Raw genomic sequence first — 17,206 nt, forward strand, 5'->3', positions numbered from 1 at the left:
TACGGGGGAGTTCCAGGCAAGTGGCAGGGCGACAGCGGATAGACCGCGTCAGGCGCCAATATAATCAATGGGTTGCCAACCAGACGCTGGAAGACTACGCGCTGCGCTTCACGGCCAAGGCCGCGCGGCGATGGTCCGCCGCCCGCGTCGCCAACACCGCCCTTGGCGCGATCTCGTTCCTGGCGCTGGAAGCCATCGGCGGCACCATCGCGCTGAACTACGGCTTCACCAACGCCACCGCCGCGATCCTGGTCGTCAGCGTCATCATTTTCGCCTGCGGCCTGCCGATTGCGTACCATGCCGCCAAATGCGGCATCGACATCGACCTGCTCACCCGTGGCGCGGGCTTTGGCTATATCGGCTCGACCATCACCTCGCTGATCTACGCGTCCTTCACCTTCATCTTCTTTGCGATCGAGGCGGTGATCCTGGCGAGCGCGCTCGAAATGTGCTTCGGCATTCCGCGGCCGCTCGGCTACCTCATCAGCGCTGTCGTCATCATCCCGCTGGTGACGCACGGCATCACGCTGATCAGCCGCTTCCAGCTATGGACGCAGCCGGTGTGGGTCGTGCTGCACATCCTGCCGTTTGCGGCGATCGCCTGGGCCAGTCCTCATTCGTTCAGTGAATGGCGGAAGTTCGCGGGTGAGCATGGCGATCCCTCGGGCCACCTCGACCTCCTGATGTTCGGGGCCGCCGCCTCTGTGGTGTTTTCGCTGGTGGCGCAGATCGGCGAACAGGTCGACTTCCTGCGCTTCCTGCCGCGCGATCGCCGCACCTCACGCGCCTCCTGGTGGACCTCGCTGCTGATCGCCGGCCCGGGCTGGATCATTTTCGGCGCGCTCAAGCTGCTGCTCGGCTCGTTCCTCGCGTTCTTCGCGTTGAGCCACGGCCTCACCGCCGAGCAGGCCGCCGAGCCCGCGCACATGTATCTCGAAGCGTTCCGCTATGTGCTGTCGCAGCCGGACATGGCGCTGGCGCTGACCGGCGCCTTCGTCATCCTCTCGCAGATCAAGATCAACGTCACCAACGCCTATGCCGGCTCGATCGCCTGGTCGAACTTCTTTTCGCGGCTGACGCACAGCCATCCCGGCCGCGTCGTGTGGCTGGTGTTCAACGTGCTGGTCGCGCTGCTGCTGATGGAGATCGGGGTCTACAAGGCACTGGAGCAGACGCTGGCGCTCTATTCCAATGTCGCGATCGCCTGGGTCGGGGCGCTGGTCGCCGATCTCGTCATCAACAAGCCGCTCGGCCTGCGGCCGCAGCACATCGAGTTCAAGCGCGCGCATCTCTGCGACATCAACCCGGTCGGCGTCGGCGCGATGCTGATTGCGACCATCGTGTCGATCTCTGCGTTCTACGGCCTGTTCGGGCCGACGGCTAAGGCGCTGTCGGCTTTCGTCGCGCTCGCCGTGGCATTCATCACGGCGCCGCTGATCGCATGGGCCACCGACGGCAAATACTACATCGCGCGCAAGCCGAAGCGGAGCTGGCAGAATCTGCAGTCGATCCAGTGCTGCATCTGCGAGCATTCGTTCGAACCGGAGGACATGGCCTCCTGCCCCGCCTATGCCGGCCCGATCTGCTCGCTGTGCTGCTCGCTCGATGCGCGCTGCCACGATCTGTGCAAACCGCATGCGCGGATCGGCGCACAGGTGTCGGAGACGCTCGGCAAGATGCTGCCGCAGCCGATCTTCGCGCGGATCAATTCGCAGTTCGGGCATTATCTCGGCGTGTTCGCGATATCGGCCGGTCTGGTGGCGCTGACGCTCGGGCTGATTTATCTGGAGACATCGGCGACCGCGCAGTCCAACACGCAGCTTCTGTCAGACGTGCTGTGGAAGGTGTTCTTCGCGCTCACCATCATCATCGGCGTGGTGGCATGGCTGTTCGTGCTGGCGCAGCAGAGCCGGCGCGCGGCGGAAGCCGAGACGCGGCGGCAAACCACGCTGTTGATTCAGGAAATCGACGCGCACAAGCGCACCGACGCCGAATTGCAGCGCGCCAAGGAAGTCGCCGAATCCGCCAACCTCGCCAAGAGCCGCTATGTAGTCGGACTCAGCCACGAATTGCGCTCGCCGTTGAACGCGATCAGCGGCTACGCGCAACTGCTGGAACAGGATGCGAGCCTGCTGGCAAAACCGCGCGACCAGGTGCGCGTCGTCCGCCGCAGCGCCGATCACCTTTCCGGCCTGATCGACGGCATTCTGGATATTTCCAAGATCGAGGCCGGACGGCTGTATCTGTCGCGCGACCAGGTCCGCTTCAGCGATTTCCTCGACCAGCTCGTCGGCATGTTCCGCCTGCAGGCCGCGGCCAAGGGAGTTGAGTTCATCTTCAAGCGACCTGCGGTGCTGCCGGTCGTGGTCTATGCCGATGAGAAGCGCCTGCGGCAGATCTTGATCAACCTGCTGTCCAACGCCATCAAGTTCACGCAAGCCGGCAGCGTGCAGTTCGTGGTGCATTACCGCAGCCCGGTGACGGAATTCGAGGTGATCGACACCGGTCCCGGCATTCAGCCTGATGATCTCGAGCGCATCTTTGCGCCATTCGAGCGCGGCGCGATCGGCGTGTCGCAGCCGCACACAGGCACCGGTCTCGGGCTGACCATCAGCCGCCTGCTGGCGGGCGTGATGGGCGGCGACATCAAGGTGACGTCGACGGTCGGCAAGGGCAGCACGTTCCGGGTAAAAATTCTTCTGTCGGAAGTGACCAACCCGACGCAATCCGCGCCGGTCGATGCCCCCGTGTTCGGCTATCACGGCCCGCGCAAGACGATCCTGATCACCGACGACGATCCGACCCAGCGCGATCTGTTGCGCGAGGTGCTGGCGCCGCTCGGCTTCATCCTGCTCAGCGCGCCCGACGGGCCCGGCTGCCTGGCGCTGGCGCAGCACTGCCGGCCCGATCTGTTCCTGCTCGACATCTCGATGGCAGGCATGGACGGCTGGACGGTGGCCGAGACATTGCGCGCCAACGGCCATCATCAGGCGCGCATCCTGATGGTGTCGGCGAGCGCGCTCGAAGCGCACGGCGCGCCGCTGGCGCAGCCCTATCACGACGGCTACCTGATGAAGCCGATCGACATCCCCCGCCTGCTCGAAACCATTCGGCAGTTGCTCAAGCTCGAATGGCAGTATGAAGCCGAGCATGCGGTCGCGGCGCCGCGATGGCGGCCGGACACCGGTTCGCGCCCGCCGGTGAAACATGTCGAGGAGCTGATCCGCCTCGGACAGCTCGGCCATATCAGAGCCATCCAGCTCAAGCTCGACGAAATCGGCAAGGAATCTCCCGTACTCGCCGATTTCGTCTCGGAAATGCGCTCATTGATTGATCGATTCGACCTGGATCAATTCATGGCAGCGCTGAAGACCCTGTACAGCTATGATCACTGAACTATGATCACTGAACCCAAGAAGCGCGACGTCGCACTGGTCGTCGACGATTCCCCGGAGACGCTGCGGTTATTGACCGACGCGCTCGACGGCGCCGACATGACCGTCATGGTCGCGCTCGACGGCGCCAGCGCGATGCGGATCGTCGACCAGATCACGCCCGATATCGTGCTGCTGGATGCCGTGATGCCCGGCATGGATGGATTTGAGACCTGCAAGCGGCTGAAGCGCGACGCCGGCCTTGCCAATGTGCCGATCATCTTCATGACGGGCCTTGCCGAAACCGAGCATATCGTACGGGGTCTGGAGGCCGGCGGCGTCGACTACGTGACAAAGCCTATCGTGGTTCAGGAGATGCTGGCGCGCATCCGCGTGCATCTCGCCAACGCGCGGATGACGCAGAGCGCGCGGGCCGCGCTGGATGTTTCCGGCCGCTATCTGCTCGCCGTCAGCGGTCGGGGGAAGATCCTGTGGGCGACCCCGCAGGCACAAAAGCTGCTGTCGGCGACCTTTCCGGCCAGCGCGAATGACGACTTCGAGCTGCCCGAGCCATTGCCGCAATGGCTGGATCAGGCGCAGGGCGGCAAAGCTCCGTCCAAGGCACCATCGATGTTGCTGCCGGGCGAGGAGCCGCTGCGGCTGCATTTCATGGGCAAGCTCGCGCCGAACGAATTCCTGTTGCGGCTCGCAAGGGACGCCGGCGTCGACACGCCGGTGGAGTTCTCCAGCGAACTTGGCCTCACCACGCGCGAGGGCGAAGTGCTGTCATGGCTCGCCAAGGGCAAGACCAACCGCGACATCGCGCAAATCCTGGGGCTGTCGCCGCGCACGATCGACAAGCATCTCGAGCAGATTTATTCCAAGCTCGGCGTCGAAAACCGCACCGCCGCAGCGGCCATTGCGGTCCACGCGAGGAACCGGAAAACCTGACGTCTATTCGGATGCGTCAGCCGGCTCGACGCCGCGCTTGAGCGCGGCGCGGGCGGCCTCGCGGTGCTCCGGCGTGATGTGGGTCGTGACCAGGCGGATGGCGGTCGCCAGCACGGCGGCATCGTCGGTGAAGCCGAGGATCGGCAGCACATCCGGCATGAAGTCGAATGGCAGGACGAAATAGGCGATTGCCCCCAGCAGCGAGGCCTGCACATGCCGCGGTGTCTGGCGGTCGAATGCGCAATAATAGGCGGCGAGCAGGTCCTCGGCGAACGGCAGCTTTGCCATCACCTGCTTGAACTTGGATTTGAACCGCCGGCGCACGCTCTCGCGGTCCTGCGCCAGCCGGTCGGCGGGCTCAAACCCCACGCTGTGTTCAAACGTTGCCATCAACCTCTCCCCTCAGCCGGCGCGGCGTATCGCCACGCGGCCGGTATTTCAATTGGGGATGACGACCTGTCACTGCAAGCACGCTTTTGTCGGCGCATGATCTTTTCGAAAAACCGGTGCCCACCTTTCGCGGATCATGCGCTAGCTGACGCCGAACTGCCTGGCGATGGAGTTCATTGCCTTGGCAAGCTCGATGTCGAGCCGGGTGACGCCGCCGGCGTCATGGGTCGCCAGCACCACTTCCACGGTTTTGTAGACGTTGCGCCATTCCGGGTGATGGTCCTTCTTTTCGGCGACCAGCGCGGCGCGCGACATGAAGCCGAACGCTTCATTGAAATCCTTGAAGGTGAAGGTTTTGGTGATCGCCTCCCGGCCGGACACCTCGCTCCAGCCGGACAATTCCAGCAGCGCCGCCGTTCGCGCCTCCGCCGTCAGCCGCTCCAACATGCTCGCCTCCACCTTTCACGGGAACTTTACCCTAACACCGAACGCCGGCCATCCGATCCATGCCACAATATGGCAGCAAATCCGGTCCATTGCGGCCCGCTAACCATGAAGCGGCTGAGCCGGCCGAATCGGCAGGGAATTTGCTAGAATGCGGGCATAGTCCGCCTATTCGGCAGCAGCACATTGAACCTCGGCCCATTATTTCAGAGATCGATGACCGGACCGGACACAACCGAACCGACAGTCCCGCCGTCGCCCCGCTCGGCGAAACGGCGACTGATGTTCGTCGTGCTGGCCGGCTTTCTCGCGATCATCGGCACGCTGGTGGCCGGCTATTATTTTGCGATGCGGATTGAAAGCCTGCGTATCGCGGTCGGTCCCGCCAACAGCGACGACCTCAAGGTGGCGCAGACGCTGGCGCAGGCCTTCAGCACCCAGAAATCCAGCCAGATCCGCCTTCGCCTGGTTCCGACCGACGGCGCCGTCGCCAGCGCGCAGGCCTTGGCCGACGGCAAGGCCGATCTCGCCATCATTCGCGGCGACCTCGAAGTGCCGAGGAACGCGCAGGCCGTGGCGACGCTGCGCAAGAATGTCGCCGTGTTGTGGGTGCCGCCGCAGCCGAAAGTCCGCGGCAGGAAGGCCGCGCCAAAAATCACCAAGGTGGCGCAGCTCGCCGGCCATCGCATCGGCGTCGTGGGCCGCACGCAAGCCAACGTCAACCTGCTGAAGGTGATCCTACAGCAATACGGCGTCGATCCCGCCAAGGTGACGATCGTTCAGTTTCCCGCCAACGAGGCGGTCGAAGCGATCAAAAGCCAGAAGGCTGATGCATTCCTGGCCGCCGGTCCCGTCAACAGCAAGATCACGACCGATGCGATTGCGGCTTCCACCCGCGACGGCGGCAAGCCGACTTTCCTCGCCATCGATCTGGCCGACGCGATCGCGCAAAACCATCCGGCCTACGAGGCCTCGGAAATTCCCGCCGGCTCGTTCGGCACCGACCGGCCGGAGGACGAGGTCAAGACCATCAGCTTCACGCACCACATCGTGGCGCGGCGCGGCATCTCGGAATCGACCATTGCCGCCTTCACCCGGCAGCTTTTCGCCATCCGGCAGTCGCTGAAGAACGAATTCCCGCTGGCGGCCAAGATCGAAACGCCCGACACCGACAAGGACGCCACCATTCCGGTTCATCCGGGCGCCGCGGCCTTCGTCGACGGCGACGAAAAGACGTTCCTCGATCGCTACAGCGATTTCATCTGGTGGGGCCTGATGGCGCTTTCCGCCATGGGCTCGGCCGGCGCCTGGTTCGCGGGCTACCTGAAGAAGGACGAGCGCCAGACCAATACCTCGCAGCGCGAGCGCCTGCTCGACATGCTGCGCACCGCGCGCCAGTGCGATTCCATCGAAGAGCTCGACCGCATGCAGGCCGAGGCCGACGACATCCTGCGCGACACGCTGCAATGCTACGAGCACGGCGCGATCGAGCAAGGCACGCTCAACGCTTTCAACATCGCGCTCGAGCAGTTTCACAACGCCGTCGCCGACCGCAAGACACTGCTCATGAGCATGCCGCAGACCCTCCAGCGCACCAGCGCACAATTCCGCGCGGCAGGCACCGCATAAAGAGCAACTTCTCTTTATCGAGTCGTCATACATTCGTTCTAAGCCGTCATTGCGAGCGAAGCGAAGCAATCCATCTTGCGACTCGTAGCGCTATGGATTGCTTCGTCGCTTCGCTCCTCGCAATGACGGAGAAGCGGCGAGGCCCTTATGACCATCAAATTTTCCCGCCGGCGTTTTCTCTCCTCCGCAGGGGCCGGTGCGCTCGGCGCGATCGCGATGCCCTATCTCAGCCGCGCCGCCGACCGGCCGCAAATCACCTGCGGCGTGCAATCCGGCGACGTCAGCACCGATGGCGGCGTGGTCTGGGCCCGCGCCGACCGGCCCTCGCAGATGATGGTCGAGGTCTCCACCACCGAATCCTTCGCGCAAGTGCGCGCGCTGCCGCCGATCGCCGCGCTGCCCGAGAGCGATTTCACCGCAAAGATGCTGCTGGAAAATCTCCCCGCCGGTCAGGACATCTTCTATCGCGTCAAATTCCGAGACCTGTCCCATCCGGGAATCCTGAGCGAGCCGGTCACCGGCCGCTTCCGCACCGCCCCCAGCGACCGGCGCGACGTCAGCTTTGTCTGGGGCGGCGATGTCGCCGGACAGGGCTGGGGCATCAACCCTGATGACGGCGGCATGTTCACCTTCGCCGCCATGCGCAAGCACCGGCCGGACTTCTTCCTGCATTCCGGCGACACGATCTATGCCGACGGCCCGATCAAGCCCGAGGTGGATCTCGGCGGCGGCAAGGTGTGGAAGAACCTCACCATTCCGGAAAAGGCCAAGGTTGCCGAAACGCTCGACGAGTTCCGCGCCGCGCACAAATACAATTTCCTCGACGACAATCTTCGCGCCTTCAATGCCGAGGTGCCGATCTTCGTGCAATGGGACGACCACGAAGTCACCAACAACTGGTCGGCGTCGAAACAGCTGCCCGCCGCCTACAAGGAGCGCGACATCGGCCTGCTCGCGGCGCGTGCCGCCCGCGCCTTCCACGAAATGTATCCGATGCGCGAGAGCATTGTCGAACCCGGCCGGCTCTACCGCACCATCCATTATGGTCCGCATCTCGACGTGTTCGTGCTGGACGAACGCAGCTATCGCGGGCCGAACGGACCCAACGACCAGACGAGCTACGGTCCCGAAAGCTATTTCCTGGGCCCGGACCAGCTCGCCTGGCTGAAGCGCGAACTGCTCAATTCGCGCGCCACCTGGAAGGTGCTCGCCTCAGACATGCCACTTTCAATCATCGTCTATGACGATGCGGCGAACAAGAAAGGTTCGGAAGCCTTTGCGCAAGGCGACGGCCCGCCGCGCGGTCGCGAGCTGGAGATCGCCGATCTCCTGCGCTTCATCAAGGCATCGGGCGTGGTCAACACGGTTTGGCTGACGGCCGACGTACATTACAGTGCCGCGCACTACTACAATCCCGACAAGGCGCAATTCCAGGAGTTCGATCCATTCTGGGAATTCGTCTCCGGCCCGCTGCATGCCGGCACCTTCGGCCCGAACGAGCTCGACAACACCTTTGGGCCCGAGGTGAAATTCATCAAGGCGCCGGGGCCGGACAAGCAGAACCTGCCGCCATCGGCCGGTATGCAGTTCTTCGGCCATGTCAAAATCGACGGCACGAGCGGCCAGATGACCGTGACCCTGCGCGACCGCGCTGACGTGGCGCTTTGGTCGACCACGCTTGAACCTAAGCCTGTGTAACGGCGACCTAAACGGCTGAAACCCTTGTTTTGGTCGTGCGCCCGCTCCGGGCAGGAAGCAGCCATGAAGTTTGGCAGGTTGATGGTTGCCGGCGCGCTGTGGCTCGCCGGCGTGACGACGATGGCGCATGCGCAGTCGCCGGAAGAATCGCGCGCCGAGATTCCTTCGCTGGTGCGTGGAGCTTTCGATTCAGCGTACGGCAAGGCTTTGGTCGCTGAACTCGGCAAGTCACTGCGCAAGGACGCCGATCCGGCATGCCTGGCCGCAAAGGGCATTGCGCCGGAACAACTCGAGCAGCGAGGTCGGGACCTCGTCATCAAGTGGGACGAGAAACTATTGCTTACCCTCAACGATTTCATCGATCCCAAAGTCTACGAGGAAAAATTCACAGGCGCTGCCGGCCGTGGCGCCGGCGCCGAGTTCAAACGGCTGCGCAACGATCCGGCCGTGAAGAAGAGCCTGGAGCTCGAGCTGCCGATCCGGCAGGCAAGCGTGCTGGATGCATTCTTCGAACAGTTCGATCGCTATATGCTGGTCAAGCGGATCAAGCTGATGGCCGTTTCGCCGCTCGGGACCGCCAACGAGGCGTTGTTGAAAATGAATCCGACGGACGCGGCGGAAGCCGCCGTCGATAAATATCTCGCGACGAACAAGTCGGCCGCGCTGACGAAATTCGTCAAGCTGTCGGAGCAATCCGCGGCCGCGAGCGGCGCGGCGGCCAAGCTCGAACAGATGGCCAAAACAGGCCCGCTCGAATTTCTGAACGGCATCGATGCCGACCTCGCCGAGCTCTGCATCGGCCCGGCGAAATAGCTATTCGCACCGCGATCGTGGCCGGAGTGCCGCTCGCAACGTATCGCTGGAGCACGGTTTTGGCAGCAGCGGCATTTTCGAGAATACCGCCGGCAATTTGGCTTCGCTGCCATAGCCGGTGATGAAGACGAACGGAATCTTCAGCGCATCCAACCGCTCGGCGATCGCAAAACTGTTTTCCCGCACCAGGGCCACGTCGAGCAGCGCGAAATCCGGCGCCTGCTTGTCGATCAGCGCGAGCGCACCGGCCACGCTCCCCGTGGCACGCACACTCTTCACGCCGAAGCCGAGGATCCGGTCCTCGAAATCGAGCGCGATGAGGGGATCATCCTCGACAATCAAAATGTCGCTGGGCATTCCGTCGGAATCGGCGGGTTTCATTTTGCTCGTTTCTGATGACCGAGTGCCCCCGGCGGACGCACGGAGGAGGCCTGATGGCCGGCGCGTCGCCCATAAGGCACCGGCAGTTCCCGAAATGAAACCACCACATCGGGCGTCTGCTGTCTGTTCACTTGTGAACATTCAATTGGAACCGGATCGACTACCGTGACTTGGTAGGGACAGGGAAGTTCCAATGCTGACGCGATCTAACCGGACTGCCGAGGTCAACGACCGGCCGTTCAACAATCTGCTGCGGCGACTCAACGCCGCTGACCACGAGTTGCTGGCACCGCACCTGACGCAGGACGAGGCCAAGTCGAATGCCTTGCTGTACAACGCCGGCGATGACGTCGAGACGGTGTATTTTCCCTGCGGGCCCAGCCTCGTCTCTTATCTCGTTACAAACGAGGACGGCCGCGATGTCGAAACGGTCCTGATCGGACGCGAGGGCGCGGTCGGCGGCATCGTCAGCCAGGGCTTTTTACCGGCCTACACCCGCATCGTCGTCAAGTTCGGCGGACCATTTGCCCGGCTACCGGTTTCCCGGCTCGAAGCGGCCAAGCTGAAGTCGCCGTCGTTGCGCAACATCTTTGCCCGCTACGCCGATTGCATGCTGGCGCAGATCTTTCAGTCCACCGCCTGCAACGCCATCCACTCGATCGAGCAGCGCACGGCCAAATGGATCGTCTCCGCGATGGAGCGCACCGACGGCGAGAACAGCGTGCCGCTGACCCATGAGCAGCTCGCCACCCTGCTGGGAGTCGGCCGCTCCTATGCGAGCCGCGTGATCCAGACCTTCAAGGCCGAGGGCGTGCTGGAGACCCGGCGGGGCTCGATTCTGGTGCGAAATCCCCCGGCACTGCGCCAACGGTCATGCCTCTGTAATGAAGCCGTCAAAAGCCACTTCGAGGAGGTGCTGCGGGGGGTCTATCCGGACCCGGAAAAGGACAATTGAGCGGCGCTGGTGCCCGAAAATGGGCTAACCAAACCCCAAACAAACCATTGTTTTTTAGCGTTTTCTGAATATATTGCGCCGCAACGCGTAAGGTGTGCCCGGTCCTTTTGACCGGGCTTCCTTTTTGGGGCGATGAACGCCCTTCAAATTTCAGGTTTTAGAGCGCGATCCGGAAAAGTTGGGTCCCGGTTTTCCGGTGAGATCACGCCACCGCACGACCAGAAGAAGAGCCATGAACCTTCGTAACGTCGCCATCATCGCCCACGTCGACCACGGCAAGACCACCCTCGTCGACCGCCTGCTCCAGCAGTCCGGCACCTTCCGCGAAAATCAAAAGGTGGCCGAACGCGCCATGGACTCCAACGATCTGGAGCGCGAGCGCGGCATCACGATTCTGGCGAAAGCCGCTTCCGTGCAGTGGAAGGACACCCGCATCAACATCGTCGATACCCCCGGCCACGCCGATTTCGGCGGCGAGGTCGAGCGCATCCTCAACATGGTGGACGGCGCGCTGGTGCTGGTCGACGCCGCCGAGGGCCCGCTGCCGCAGACCAAGTTCGTGGTCTCCAAGGCGCTGAAGGTCGGACTGAAGCCGATCGTTGTGATCAACAAGGTCGACCGTCCCGATGCGCGCCCGACCGAAGTCATCAACGAGGTGTTCGACCTGTTTGCCGCGCTCGATGCCTCAGAAGAGCAGCTCGACTTCCCGATCCTCTACGGGTCGGCCAAGCAGGGCTGGATGGGCGACAGCCCGGAGGCCTCGCACGAGGCCGGCATGCAGCCGCTGTTCGACCTCATCCTGCGCCACGTCGCTCCGCCGAAGGTGGAAGAGGGTCCGTTCCGCATGATCGGCACCATTCTCGAAGCCAACCCCTATCTCGGCCGCATCATCACCGGCCGCATCACCTCGGGCTCGATCAAGCCGAACCAGGCGGTGAAGGTGCTGAGCGCCGACGGCAAGCTGATCGAGAGCGGCCGCCTGACCAAGATTTTGGCCTTCCGCGGCATCGAGCGCACACCGCTCGACAGCGCCGAAGCCGGCGACATCGTCGCCATTGCCGGCCTCACCAAGGGCACCGTCGCCGACACCTTCTGCGATCCCTCCGTCGATACGCCGCTGCCCGCGCAGCCGATCGATCCGCCGACCGTGTCGATGTCGTTCATCGTCAACAACTCGCCGCTCGCCGGCACCGAAGGCGACAAGGTCACTTCGCGCATGATCCGCGACCGCCTGATGCGCGAGGCCGAAGGCAATGTCGCGCTGCGCGTCACCGAGGCCGCCGACAAGGATTCCATGGAAGTGTCGGGCCGCGGCGAATTGCAGCTCGCGATCCTGATCGAGACCATGCGCCGCGAGGGCTTTGAGCTCTCGGTGTCGCGTCCGCGCGTCGTGCTGAAAAAGGACGAGGCCACCGGCCAGTGGCAGGAGCCGGTTGAGGAAGTCGTGATCGACGTCGACGAAGAGCATTCCGGCGTCGTCGTGCAGAAGATGAGCGAGCGCAAGGCCGAGATGATCGAGATGCGCCCCTCCGGCGGCAACCGCCTGCGCCTGGTGTTCTACGCGCCGACCCGCGGCCTGATCGGCTATCAGGGCGAACTGCTCACCGACACCCGCGGCACCGCGATCATGAACCGCCTGTTCCACGGCTACGCCAACTTCAAGGGCGATATCCAGGGCCGCCGCAACGGCGTACTGATCTCCAACGACCAGGGCGAGGCGGTGGCCTACGCCATGTTCAAGCTGGAAGACCGCGGCCCGATGATGATCGAGCCCGGCTGGAAGGTCTACAAGGGCATGATCGTCGGCGAGCACACCCGCGACAATGATCTCGAGATCAACGTGCTCAAGGGCAAGCAGCTCACCAACATCCGCACCACCTCGAAGGACGAAGCGGTGCGCCTGACCCCGCCGATCCGCATGACGCTGGAAAAGGCGCTGGCCTATATCGAGGACGACGAGCTGGTCGAGGTGACGCCGAAATCGATCCGTCTGCGCAAGAAGTTTCTGGACGCCAACGATCGCAAGCGCGCCGAAAAGGCCAAGGAAGCGGTGGCCTGATTTTCGTACCCCGGACGCAGTGCATCACGAAGTGACGCGCTGCTGAGCCGGGGCCCATTGTTTCCGCAGCCGGGGTCCCGGCTCTGCGGAGCAGCGTTTACACGCTGCACCGCGTCCGGGACACGCAAGCAGTGATTCCTCGCGTGATGGCGGCCATGCGCCGGGCACCTTCAGCCCCTCATGCGAACGTGCTACAGCCCTCGCATGAGCTCCCTCCCCTCCAATGTGGACGTCGCCATCATCGGCGCGGGCGCAGCCGGCCTCGGTGCGGCGAACGCGCTGAAGAATTCCGGCCTCTCCGTGCTCGTGCTGGAAGCGCGCGACCGCGTCGGCGGCCGGGCCTACACCATTCAGGCCTCGCCCGAGGTGGTGTTCGACGTCGGCTGCGGCTGGCTGCACTCGGCAGACCAAAACACCTTCGTCGGCATCGCCGAAAAACTCGGCTTTGAGATCAACAAGAGCCTGCCGCCCTGGCGCGAGCGCGCCTATGGCAAGGCGTTCCCGATCGATGACCGCGCCGACTTCATGGGTGCGCTCGACGAATTCTACGATCGTGCCGAGCGGGCTGCGCTGGAGGCGGAGCGTACCGGCCGCGACGAGCAGGCGAGCCTTTATCTCGAGCCCGACAACCGCTGGAATCCGATGATCAATGCGATCTCGACCTACATCAACGGCGCGGAGCTCGATCGCGTTTCCATCCTCGACATGGACGCCTATGAGGACTCAGATGTCAACTGGCGCGTCCGCCGCGGCTACGGCGCGCTGGTCACCGCTTACGCCGCCGGTTGCCCGGTCGCGCTCGATTGCGCGGTGACACTGATCGACCACTCCGCAAAAAATATTCGCATCGAGACCGCCAGGGGCACGCTCACATCAGGCAAGGTGATCGTCACCGTGCCAACCAACCTGATCGCCGACGAAGCGATCCGCTTCCACCCTGCATTGCCGGCAAAAGTCGCCGCCGCTCGCGGCCTGCCGCTGGGCCTCGCCGATAAAGTCACCCTCGCCCTCGCCGATCCCGAAGCGCTCCCGAAGGAAGGCAATCTGCGCGGCGCCAGCATGCGCACCGAAATGGGCACCTATCATTTGCGTCCGTTCGGCCAGCCCTGCATCGAGGGCTTTTTCGGCGGCCGCTACGCCCGCCAACTCGAGGACGCCGGCAACGGCGCCATCACCGCCGCGGCGATCGACGAGGTCGTCGGCTACCTCGGCAACGATTTTCGCCGCAAGCTGAAACCGCTCGCCGAATCGCGCTGGGCGCATGAGCCGTTTTCGCGCGGGTCGTATTCGCACGCCCTGCCGGGGCATGCGGGCGACCGCGAGATACTGGCCGCGCCGGTGGACGGCCGGCTGTTCTTCGCGGGAGAAGCGACCTCGCCGAATTTTTTCTCGACAGCGCATGGGGCGCGGGATTCGGGGGAAAGGGCGGCGAGGGAGCTGCTTCACGCAATCAACAGGTAACGCTGTTGCACGTTACCCGCCATGTCTTATGCTACGCATTCGATGCTGTCGGAGGTTTGCCGTGAAGAAGTCCAATGACAATTGGGCGTGGAAAGAGATTAGCTTCCCTAGATGGCGCAACGCTGTGGATCGGCGCCTTAAGGATATTTACGTCATCACAATTGACGACGCCGGTATCGATGACGAAATGCTGAACTCGCACTGGCGGATGAAGCAATCGCCGTACAAATTCGTCGAATGGTTTGGGCTCAAGTACGATCTTGATCCAAAGAACGCGCTCGGTCTTTAGCCTTTAAAGACTTGGTCCCGATGAAATTTCAAGAAATACGCGTTGGGGTAAAGAGTTTCGTCTTTCGGTAAGTAGATCGCGCCATCCTTATTCAGGAGGCGGGCCGCATCTTCGGGAACATGATTCTTTGCTATGAGTATTTTGTAGTCGTCTCCAACGGAGATAAGTCCTCGATCAAACATCCAATGCACTGTACCAGAGAGCGCGAGACCATTACGAACCGAGTCGGGTCCGCTTGCTGCTACAGGCTGGATATGCGCTGCCTGAACTTCAGGGCGACCACCTCCATTAATAAGACGTAGCCCAGTCATTGCGCATCGGTTCGCGTAGGCGGCACGCACATTGTACATGAACGACCTCTCGCGGAAGGGACGAGTTACCGTTACCTCGACCATTGGCCGCTCGAAAGGAACACTTGGTTCCGATATCTCATTCAAAGGCAAACTGGGAACGATCGCAGCATCTTGACCGATGATCGGCGAAAACCCTGCCTTCAATATTTTATTGAACTCGTTGTCAGACAGTAGTCGCACAGCGCTGCCGAACGCTCCTTTGTTTGTACTGCCGTCCTCCTTTTGAAGTGCACTTTCGTAATACATTGAGCCGTCTGCGAATGGCACGGGGCTCGCAAAATCTTGATAGTCAGCGATGTGAGCAAAGTAATGATCAGGAAGGTCCGCGTCCTCGACGATTTCCGTTACGCGTGCAAACCCAAAGTACGCTTGTCGCCCACCGGAGCTTGACAACTCGGATGTCGATCGACGCGGTTCGTAGTAGACGATGTAATCGCCCACAGTTTGCTTAGCTCGATCGAGATATCGACGAGGAAAATGGTACTGGAGTTCTGGCAAGTCCTTATAGCTTGGGGTTACCTTGGTCGTAAAAACTGCGTTAGCCATTGGTCTGCGAACTCGCTCAAGCGGCTAGATATCTCTTAGCGTAGAACAACCTCTGGGGGTTTGGATAGCCCATCTATTCCAGCACCCTGTCCCGCATGTCCGCATCCGGCACGAAACATTCGTCGTACTTCCCGAAAATCCGGTAGCGATTGCGCGCGACGAGGCTGTAGACCGCATCGCGCAGCGGTTTTGGCACTGTTCGCAACACCTGCACCCCGCCCCAGCCCGGCAGCGTGCCGAGCACCGTCAGCGCCGCATCGGATTTGAAGTACGCGACGCCACCGTGGATTACGGCATTGGTGTCGGGATCATCCGGGTTGATACCAAATGCCTGCGCGAGACGTGTGCCGTAGGGCGACTGGATCGCGGTGAAACGAAAACGTCTTGCCGTGTCGCGGGTGGCGACGAAGCGGACCCAGCGGGAGCAGAAGACGCAGACGCCGTCGTAGAGAATCACGTCGTCGTCGGGCCACGTCGTCATCAGGATTCTCTTTTCTTGACGCGTTTTCTTCACGCGAACCGGTCCCCACTTCGCTGGAAAACGCTATCTATTATCCAAAGTGAGCAGCGCGACCAGCATCAGGACGATGGCGGGGCCGGTCTTCACCAGCGCGCCGAGCGGCTCGATCCAGAGATCCGGCGTCAGGATCGCCGTCCCGGCCATGTAGCCCAGCGACAAAACGATACCAGCCGCCAATCCGGCAGCACAGGTGCGGCGGAAAGCGATCAGCACTCCGATCGACATATCCATCAGACTGGTCACCACGGTGAAAGGCCCGACCAGTGCGGGTGGGAAATTGTGCGTGCGCAGGATACCGGCGGCGGCGTCATACGAGATCACCAGCGAGATGAAGCCGGAGACCGTCCAGAACAGGGCAAGGCTCACGATCACCAGCGCCTTGACCAGGAACAGCCTCGCAAACCATTTGTCCTGAATGGCGGCAGATCGCCGGCCGACCATCTGCTCGATCGTCTTCGGCGCGATGCCGGTGGCGGCCATCCAGCCTGCGGGGTCGCCGCTGACGCCGCGGAGAAGTTCTGACATCGCGGTGGTGCGCATCGGCGGCATCCAGCCGAGCAGGCTTGCGAGATCGCCGAGCCTCGCGCCGAGATCGAGCAAGAAGGCCGGCATCGCAATGCGCGGCCATTTGGTAGTGCCGAAGGCGCGGCGGAATTGCGCGATCACACCGCCAAGCGTGACGGGCTCCGCCTGCATCAGCTCCCATGTGACGGCGGGCATCGCGTCAACGTCGCGCTCGGCGAACCAGGCAATGGTTGCGGCGATGTCCTCCGCCGCGACAGGCTGAAAGGGCGTCGCCGCCTCGCGCGCGGGCAGATCGAACGGCAGCGCCGCCAGCGCCCGCAGCATCGCGCTGCCGCCATAGGCCGCCGGCGCCACCACGAAACCCGGGCGCAGGATCGCGTGAGGAATGCCGGATACCGCGATCAGCCGCTCGGCCTCGCGCTTGGTCGTGGCGAAAGCGGTGCCGTCCGTCTCGGCCGTTCCGGGAATCGAGATGTGAATGAGGCGAATCGGGCGGCCGGATTCGCGGATGGCCAACAGCAGCCGCGCGACGAAATCGCGATGCACCGCGCCGGTGTCGCTGCCGGGGCCGTCCTGCAACACGCCGAGGCAATTGACGATGACGTCGATCGCGTGGTCGCGCAGCAGGGCCGCCAGCGCCGCCGCATCCATCGACATCACGGGCAATTCGAGATCGAGCTTGCCGCCTCCTTGCGAAGCGGAGAATTTTCGGGCCACGCCGACCGTTTCAAATCCGCGCACACGCAGATCGTCGGTGACGAAGCGGCCGATCAGGCCGGAAGCGCCGAGCACCAATATCCTGCGTGTCCCGGCCATCG

General features: G+C 62.9%; 15 protein-coding genes. 9 read left to right on the forward strand and 6 right to left on the reverse strand.

The features are described 5' to 3' along the window. Positions 1–20: 20 nt before the first annotated feature. Together JQ628_RS17215 and JQ628_RS17220 are read left to right on the forward strand one after the other, a co-directional pair. Positions 21–3,395, forward strand: a complete 3,375-nt coding sequence (locus JQ628_RS17215) for a hybrid sensor histidine kinase/response regulator (protein ID WP_212223988.1) — start codon at positions 21–23, stop codon at positions 3,393–3,395. A 3-nt stretch (positions 3,396–3,398) separates the two neighbouring features. Then, the gene (locus tag JQ628_RS17220) at positions 3,399–4,325 is read left to right on the forward strand and encodes a response regulator transcription factor (RefSeq protein WP_212223990.1); all 927 of its coding nucleotides are present in this window, start codon (positions 3,399–3,401) and stop codon (positions 4,323–4,325) included. A gap of 3 nt (positions 4,326–4,328) precedes the next feature. Here JQ628_RS17220 and JQ628_RS17225 read toward each other — a convergent pair whose 3' ends face one another. Both JQ628_RS17225 and JQ628_RS17230 read right to left on the reverse strand, forming a co-directional pair. Next, positions 4,329–4,715 (reverse strand): YkvA family protein, encoded by a 387-nt coding sequence (locus tag JQ628_RS17225; RefSeq protein ID WP_212223992.1) that lies wholly within the window; start codon positions 4,713–4,715, stop codon positions 4,329–4,331. Between the two features lie 141 nt (positions 4,716–4,856). Beyond that, positions 4,857–5,162: a 4a-hydroxytetrahydrobiopterin dehydratase gene (locus JQ628_RS17230; protein ID WP_212223994.1), complete on the reverse strand. Its 306-nt coding sequence runs from the start codon at positions 5,160–5,162 to the stop codon at positions 4,857–4,859. A gap of 279 nt (positions 5,163–5,441) precedes the next feature. On the opposite strand from JQ628_RS17230, the gene JQ628_RS17235 reads away from it, so the two are divergent. From JQ628_RS17235 to JQ628_RS17245, 3 genes are all read left to right on the forward strand, one after another. Continuing rightward, positions 5,442–6,788: a TAXI family TRAP transporter solute-binding subunit gene (locus JQ628_RS17235; RefSeq protein WP_249128022.1), complete on the forward strand. Its 1,347-nt coding sequence runs from the start codon at positions 5,442–5,444 to the stop codon at positions 6,786–6,788. Between the two features lie 147 nt (positions 6,789–6,935). Further along, the gene (locus tag JQ628_RS17240) at positions 6,936–8,486 is read left to right on the forward strand and encodes an alkaline phosphatase D family protein (RefSeq protein ID WP_212223998.1); all 1,551 of its coding nucleotides are present in this window, start codon (positions 6,936–6,938) and stop codon (positions 8,484–8,486) included. Between the two features lie 63 nt (positions 8,487–8,549). Next, on the forward strand, positions 8,550–9,299 hold the full coding sequence (locus JQ628_RS17245) for a hypothetical protein (protein ID WP_212224000.1): 750 nt from the start codon (positions 8,550–8,552) through the stop codon (positions 9,297–9,299). On the opposite strand, the gene JQ628_RS17250 is transcribed toward JQ628_RS17245, so the two are convergent. Continuing rightward, on the reverse strand, positions 9,300–9,680 hold the full coding sequence (locus JQ628_RS17250; RefSeq protein ID WP_212224227.1) for a response regulator: 381 nt from the start codon (positions 9,678–9,680) through the stop codon (positions 9,300–9,302). A gap of 193 nt (positions 9,681–9,873) precedes the next feature. Here JQ628_RS17250 and JQ628_RS17255 point away from each other — a divergent pair, with 193 nt between their 5' ends. The 4 genes from JQ628_RS17255 (at position 9,874) to JQ628_RS17270 (ending at position 14,444) form a co-directional block, all read left to right on the forward strand. Continuing rightward, positions 9,874–10,635: a Crp/Fnr family transcriptional regulator gene (locus JQ628_RS17255; protein WP_212224002.1), complete on the forward strand. Its 762-nt coding sequence runs from the start codon at positions 9,874–9,876 to the stop codon at positions 10,633–10,635. A gap of 232 nt (positions 10,636–10,867) precedes the next feature. After that, complete coding sequence (gene typA, locus JQ628_RS17260) at positions 10,868–12,694, forward strand: translational GTPase TypA (protein WP_212224004.1); 1,827 nt, start codon at positions 10,868–10,870, stop codon at positions 12,692–12,694. 204 nt (positions 12,695–12,898) lie between these two features. Beyond that, positions 12,899–14,155, forward strand: coding sequence for a flavin monoamine oxidase family protein (locus JQ628_RS17265; protein ID WP_212224005.1), 1,257 nt, complete (start codon positions 12,899–12,901; stop codon positions 14,153–14,155). A 61-nt stretch (positions 14,156–14,216) separates the two neighbouring features. Then, positions 14,217–14,444 (forward strand): hypothetical protein, encoded by a 228-nt coding sequence (locus tag JQ628_RS17270; protein ID WP_212224006.1) that lies wholly within the window; start codon positions 14,217–14,219, stop codon positions 14,442–14,444. Here the strand turns inward: JQ628_RS17270 and JQ628_RS17275 are convergent. From JQ628_RS17275 to JQ628_RS17285, 3 genes are all read right to left on the reverse strand, one after another. Continuing rightward, complete coding sequence (locus JQ628_RS17275; RefSeq protein ID WP_212224007.1) at positions 14,441–15,343, reverse strand: HNH endonuclease; 903 nt, start codon at positions 15,341–15,343, stop codon at positions 14,441–14,443. The two genes, JQ628_RS17270 and JQ628_RS17275, sit on opposite strands and share 4 nt — an antisense overlap. A gap of 73 nt (positions 15,344–15,416) precedes the next feature. Beyond that, on the reverse strand, positions 15,417–15,824 hold the full coding sequence (locus JQ628_RS17280; protein WP_212224228.1) for a thiol-disulfide oxidoreductase DCC family protein: 408 nt from the start codon (positions 15,822–15,824) through the stop codon (positions 15,417–15,419). 63 nt (positions 15,825–15,887) lie between these two features. Then, entirely contained in the window at positions 15,888–17,204 is a 1,317-nt protein-coding gene (locus tag JQ628_RS17285) for an SDR family oxidoreductase (RefSeq protein WP_212224008.1), read from the reverse strand. Positions 17,205–17,206: the final 2 nt, after the last annotated feature.

The organism is Bradyrhizobium lablabi (assembly GCF_018129385.1).
Lineage (GTDB): Bacteria > Pseudomonadota > Alphaproteobacteria > Rhizobiales > Xanthobacteraceae > Bradyrhizobium > Bradyrhizobium lablabi_C.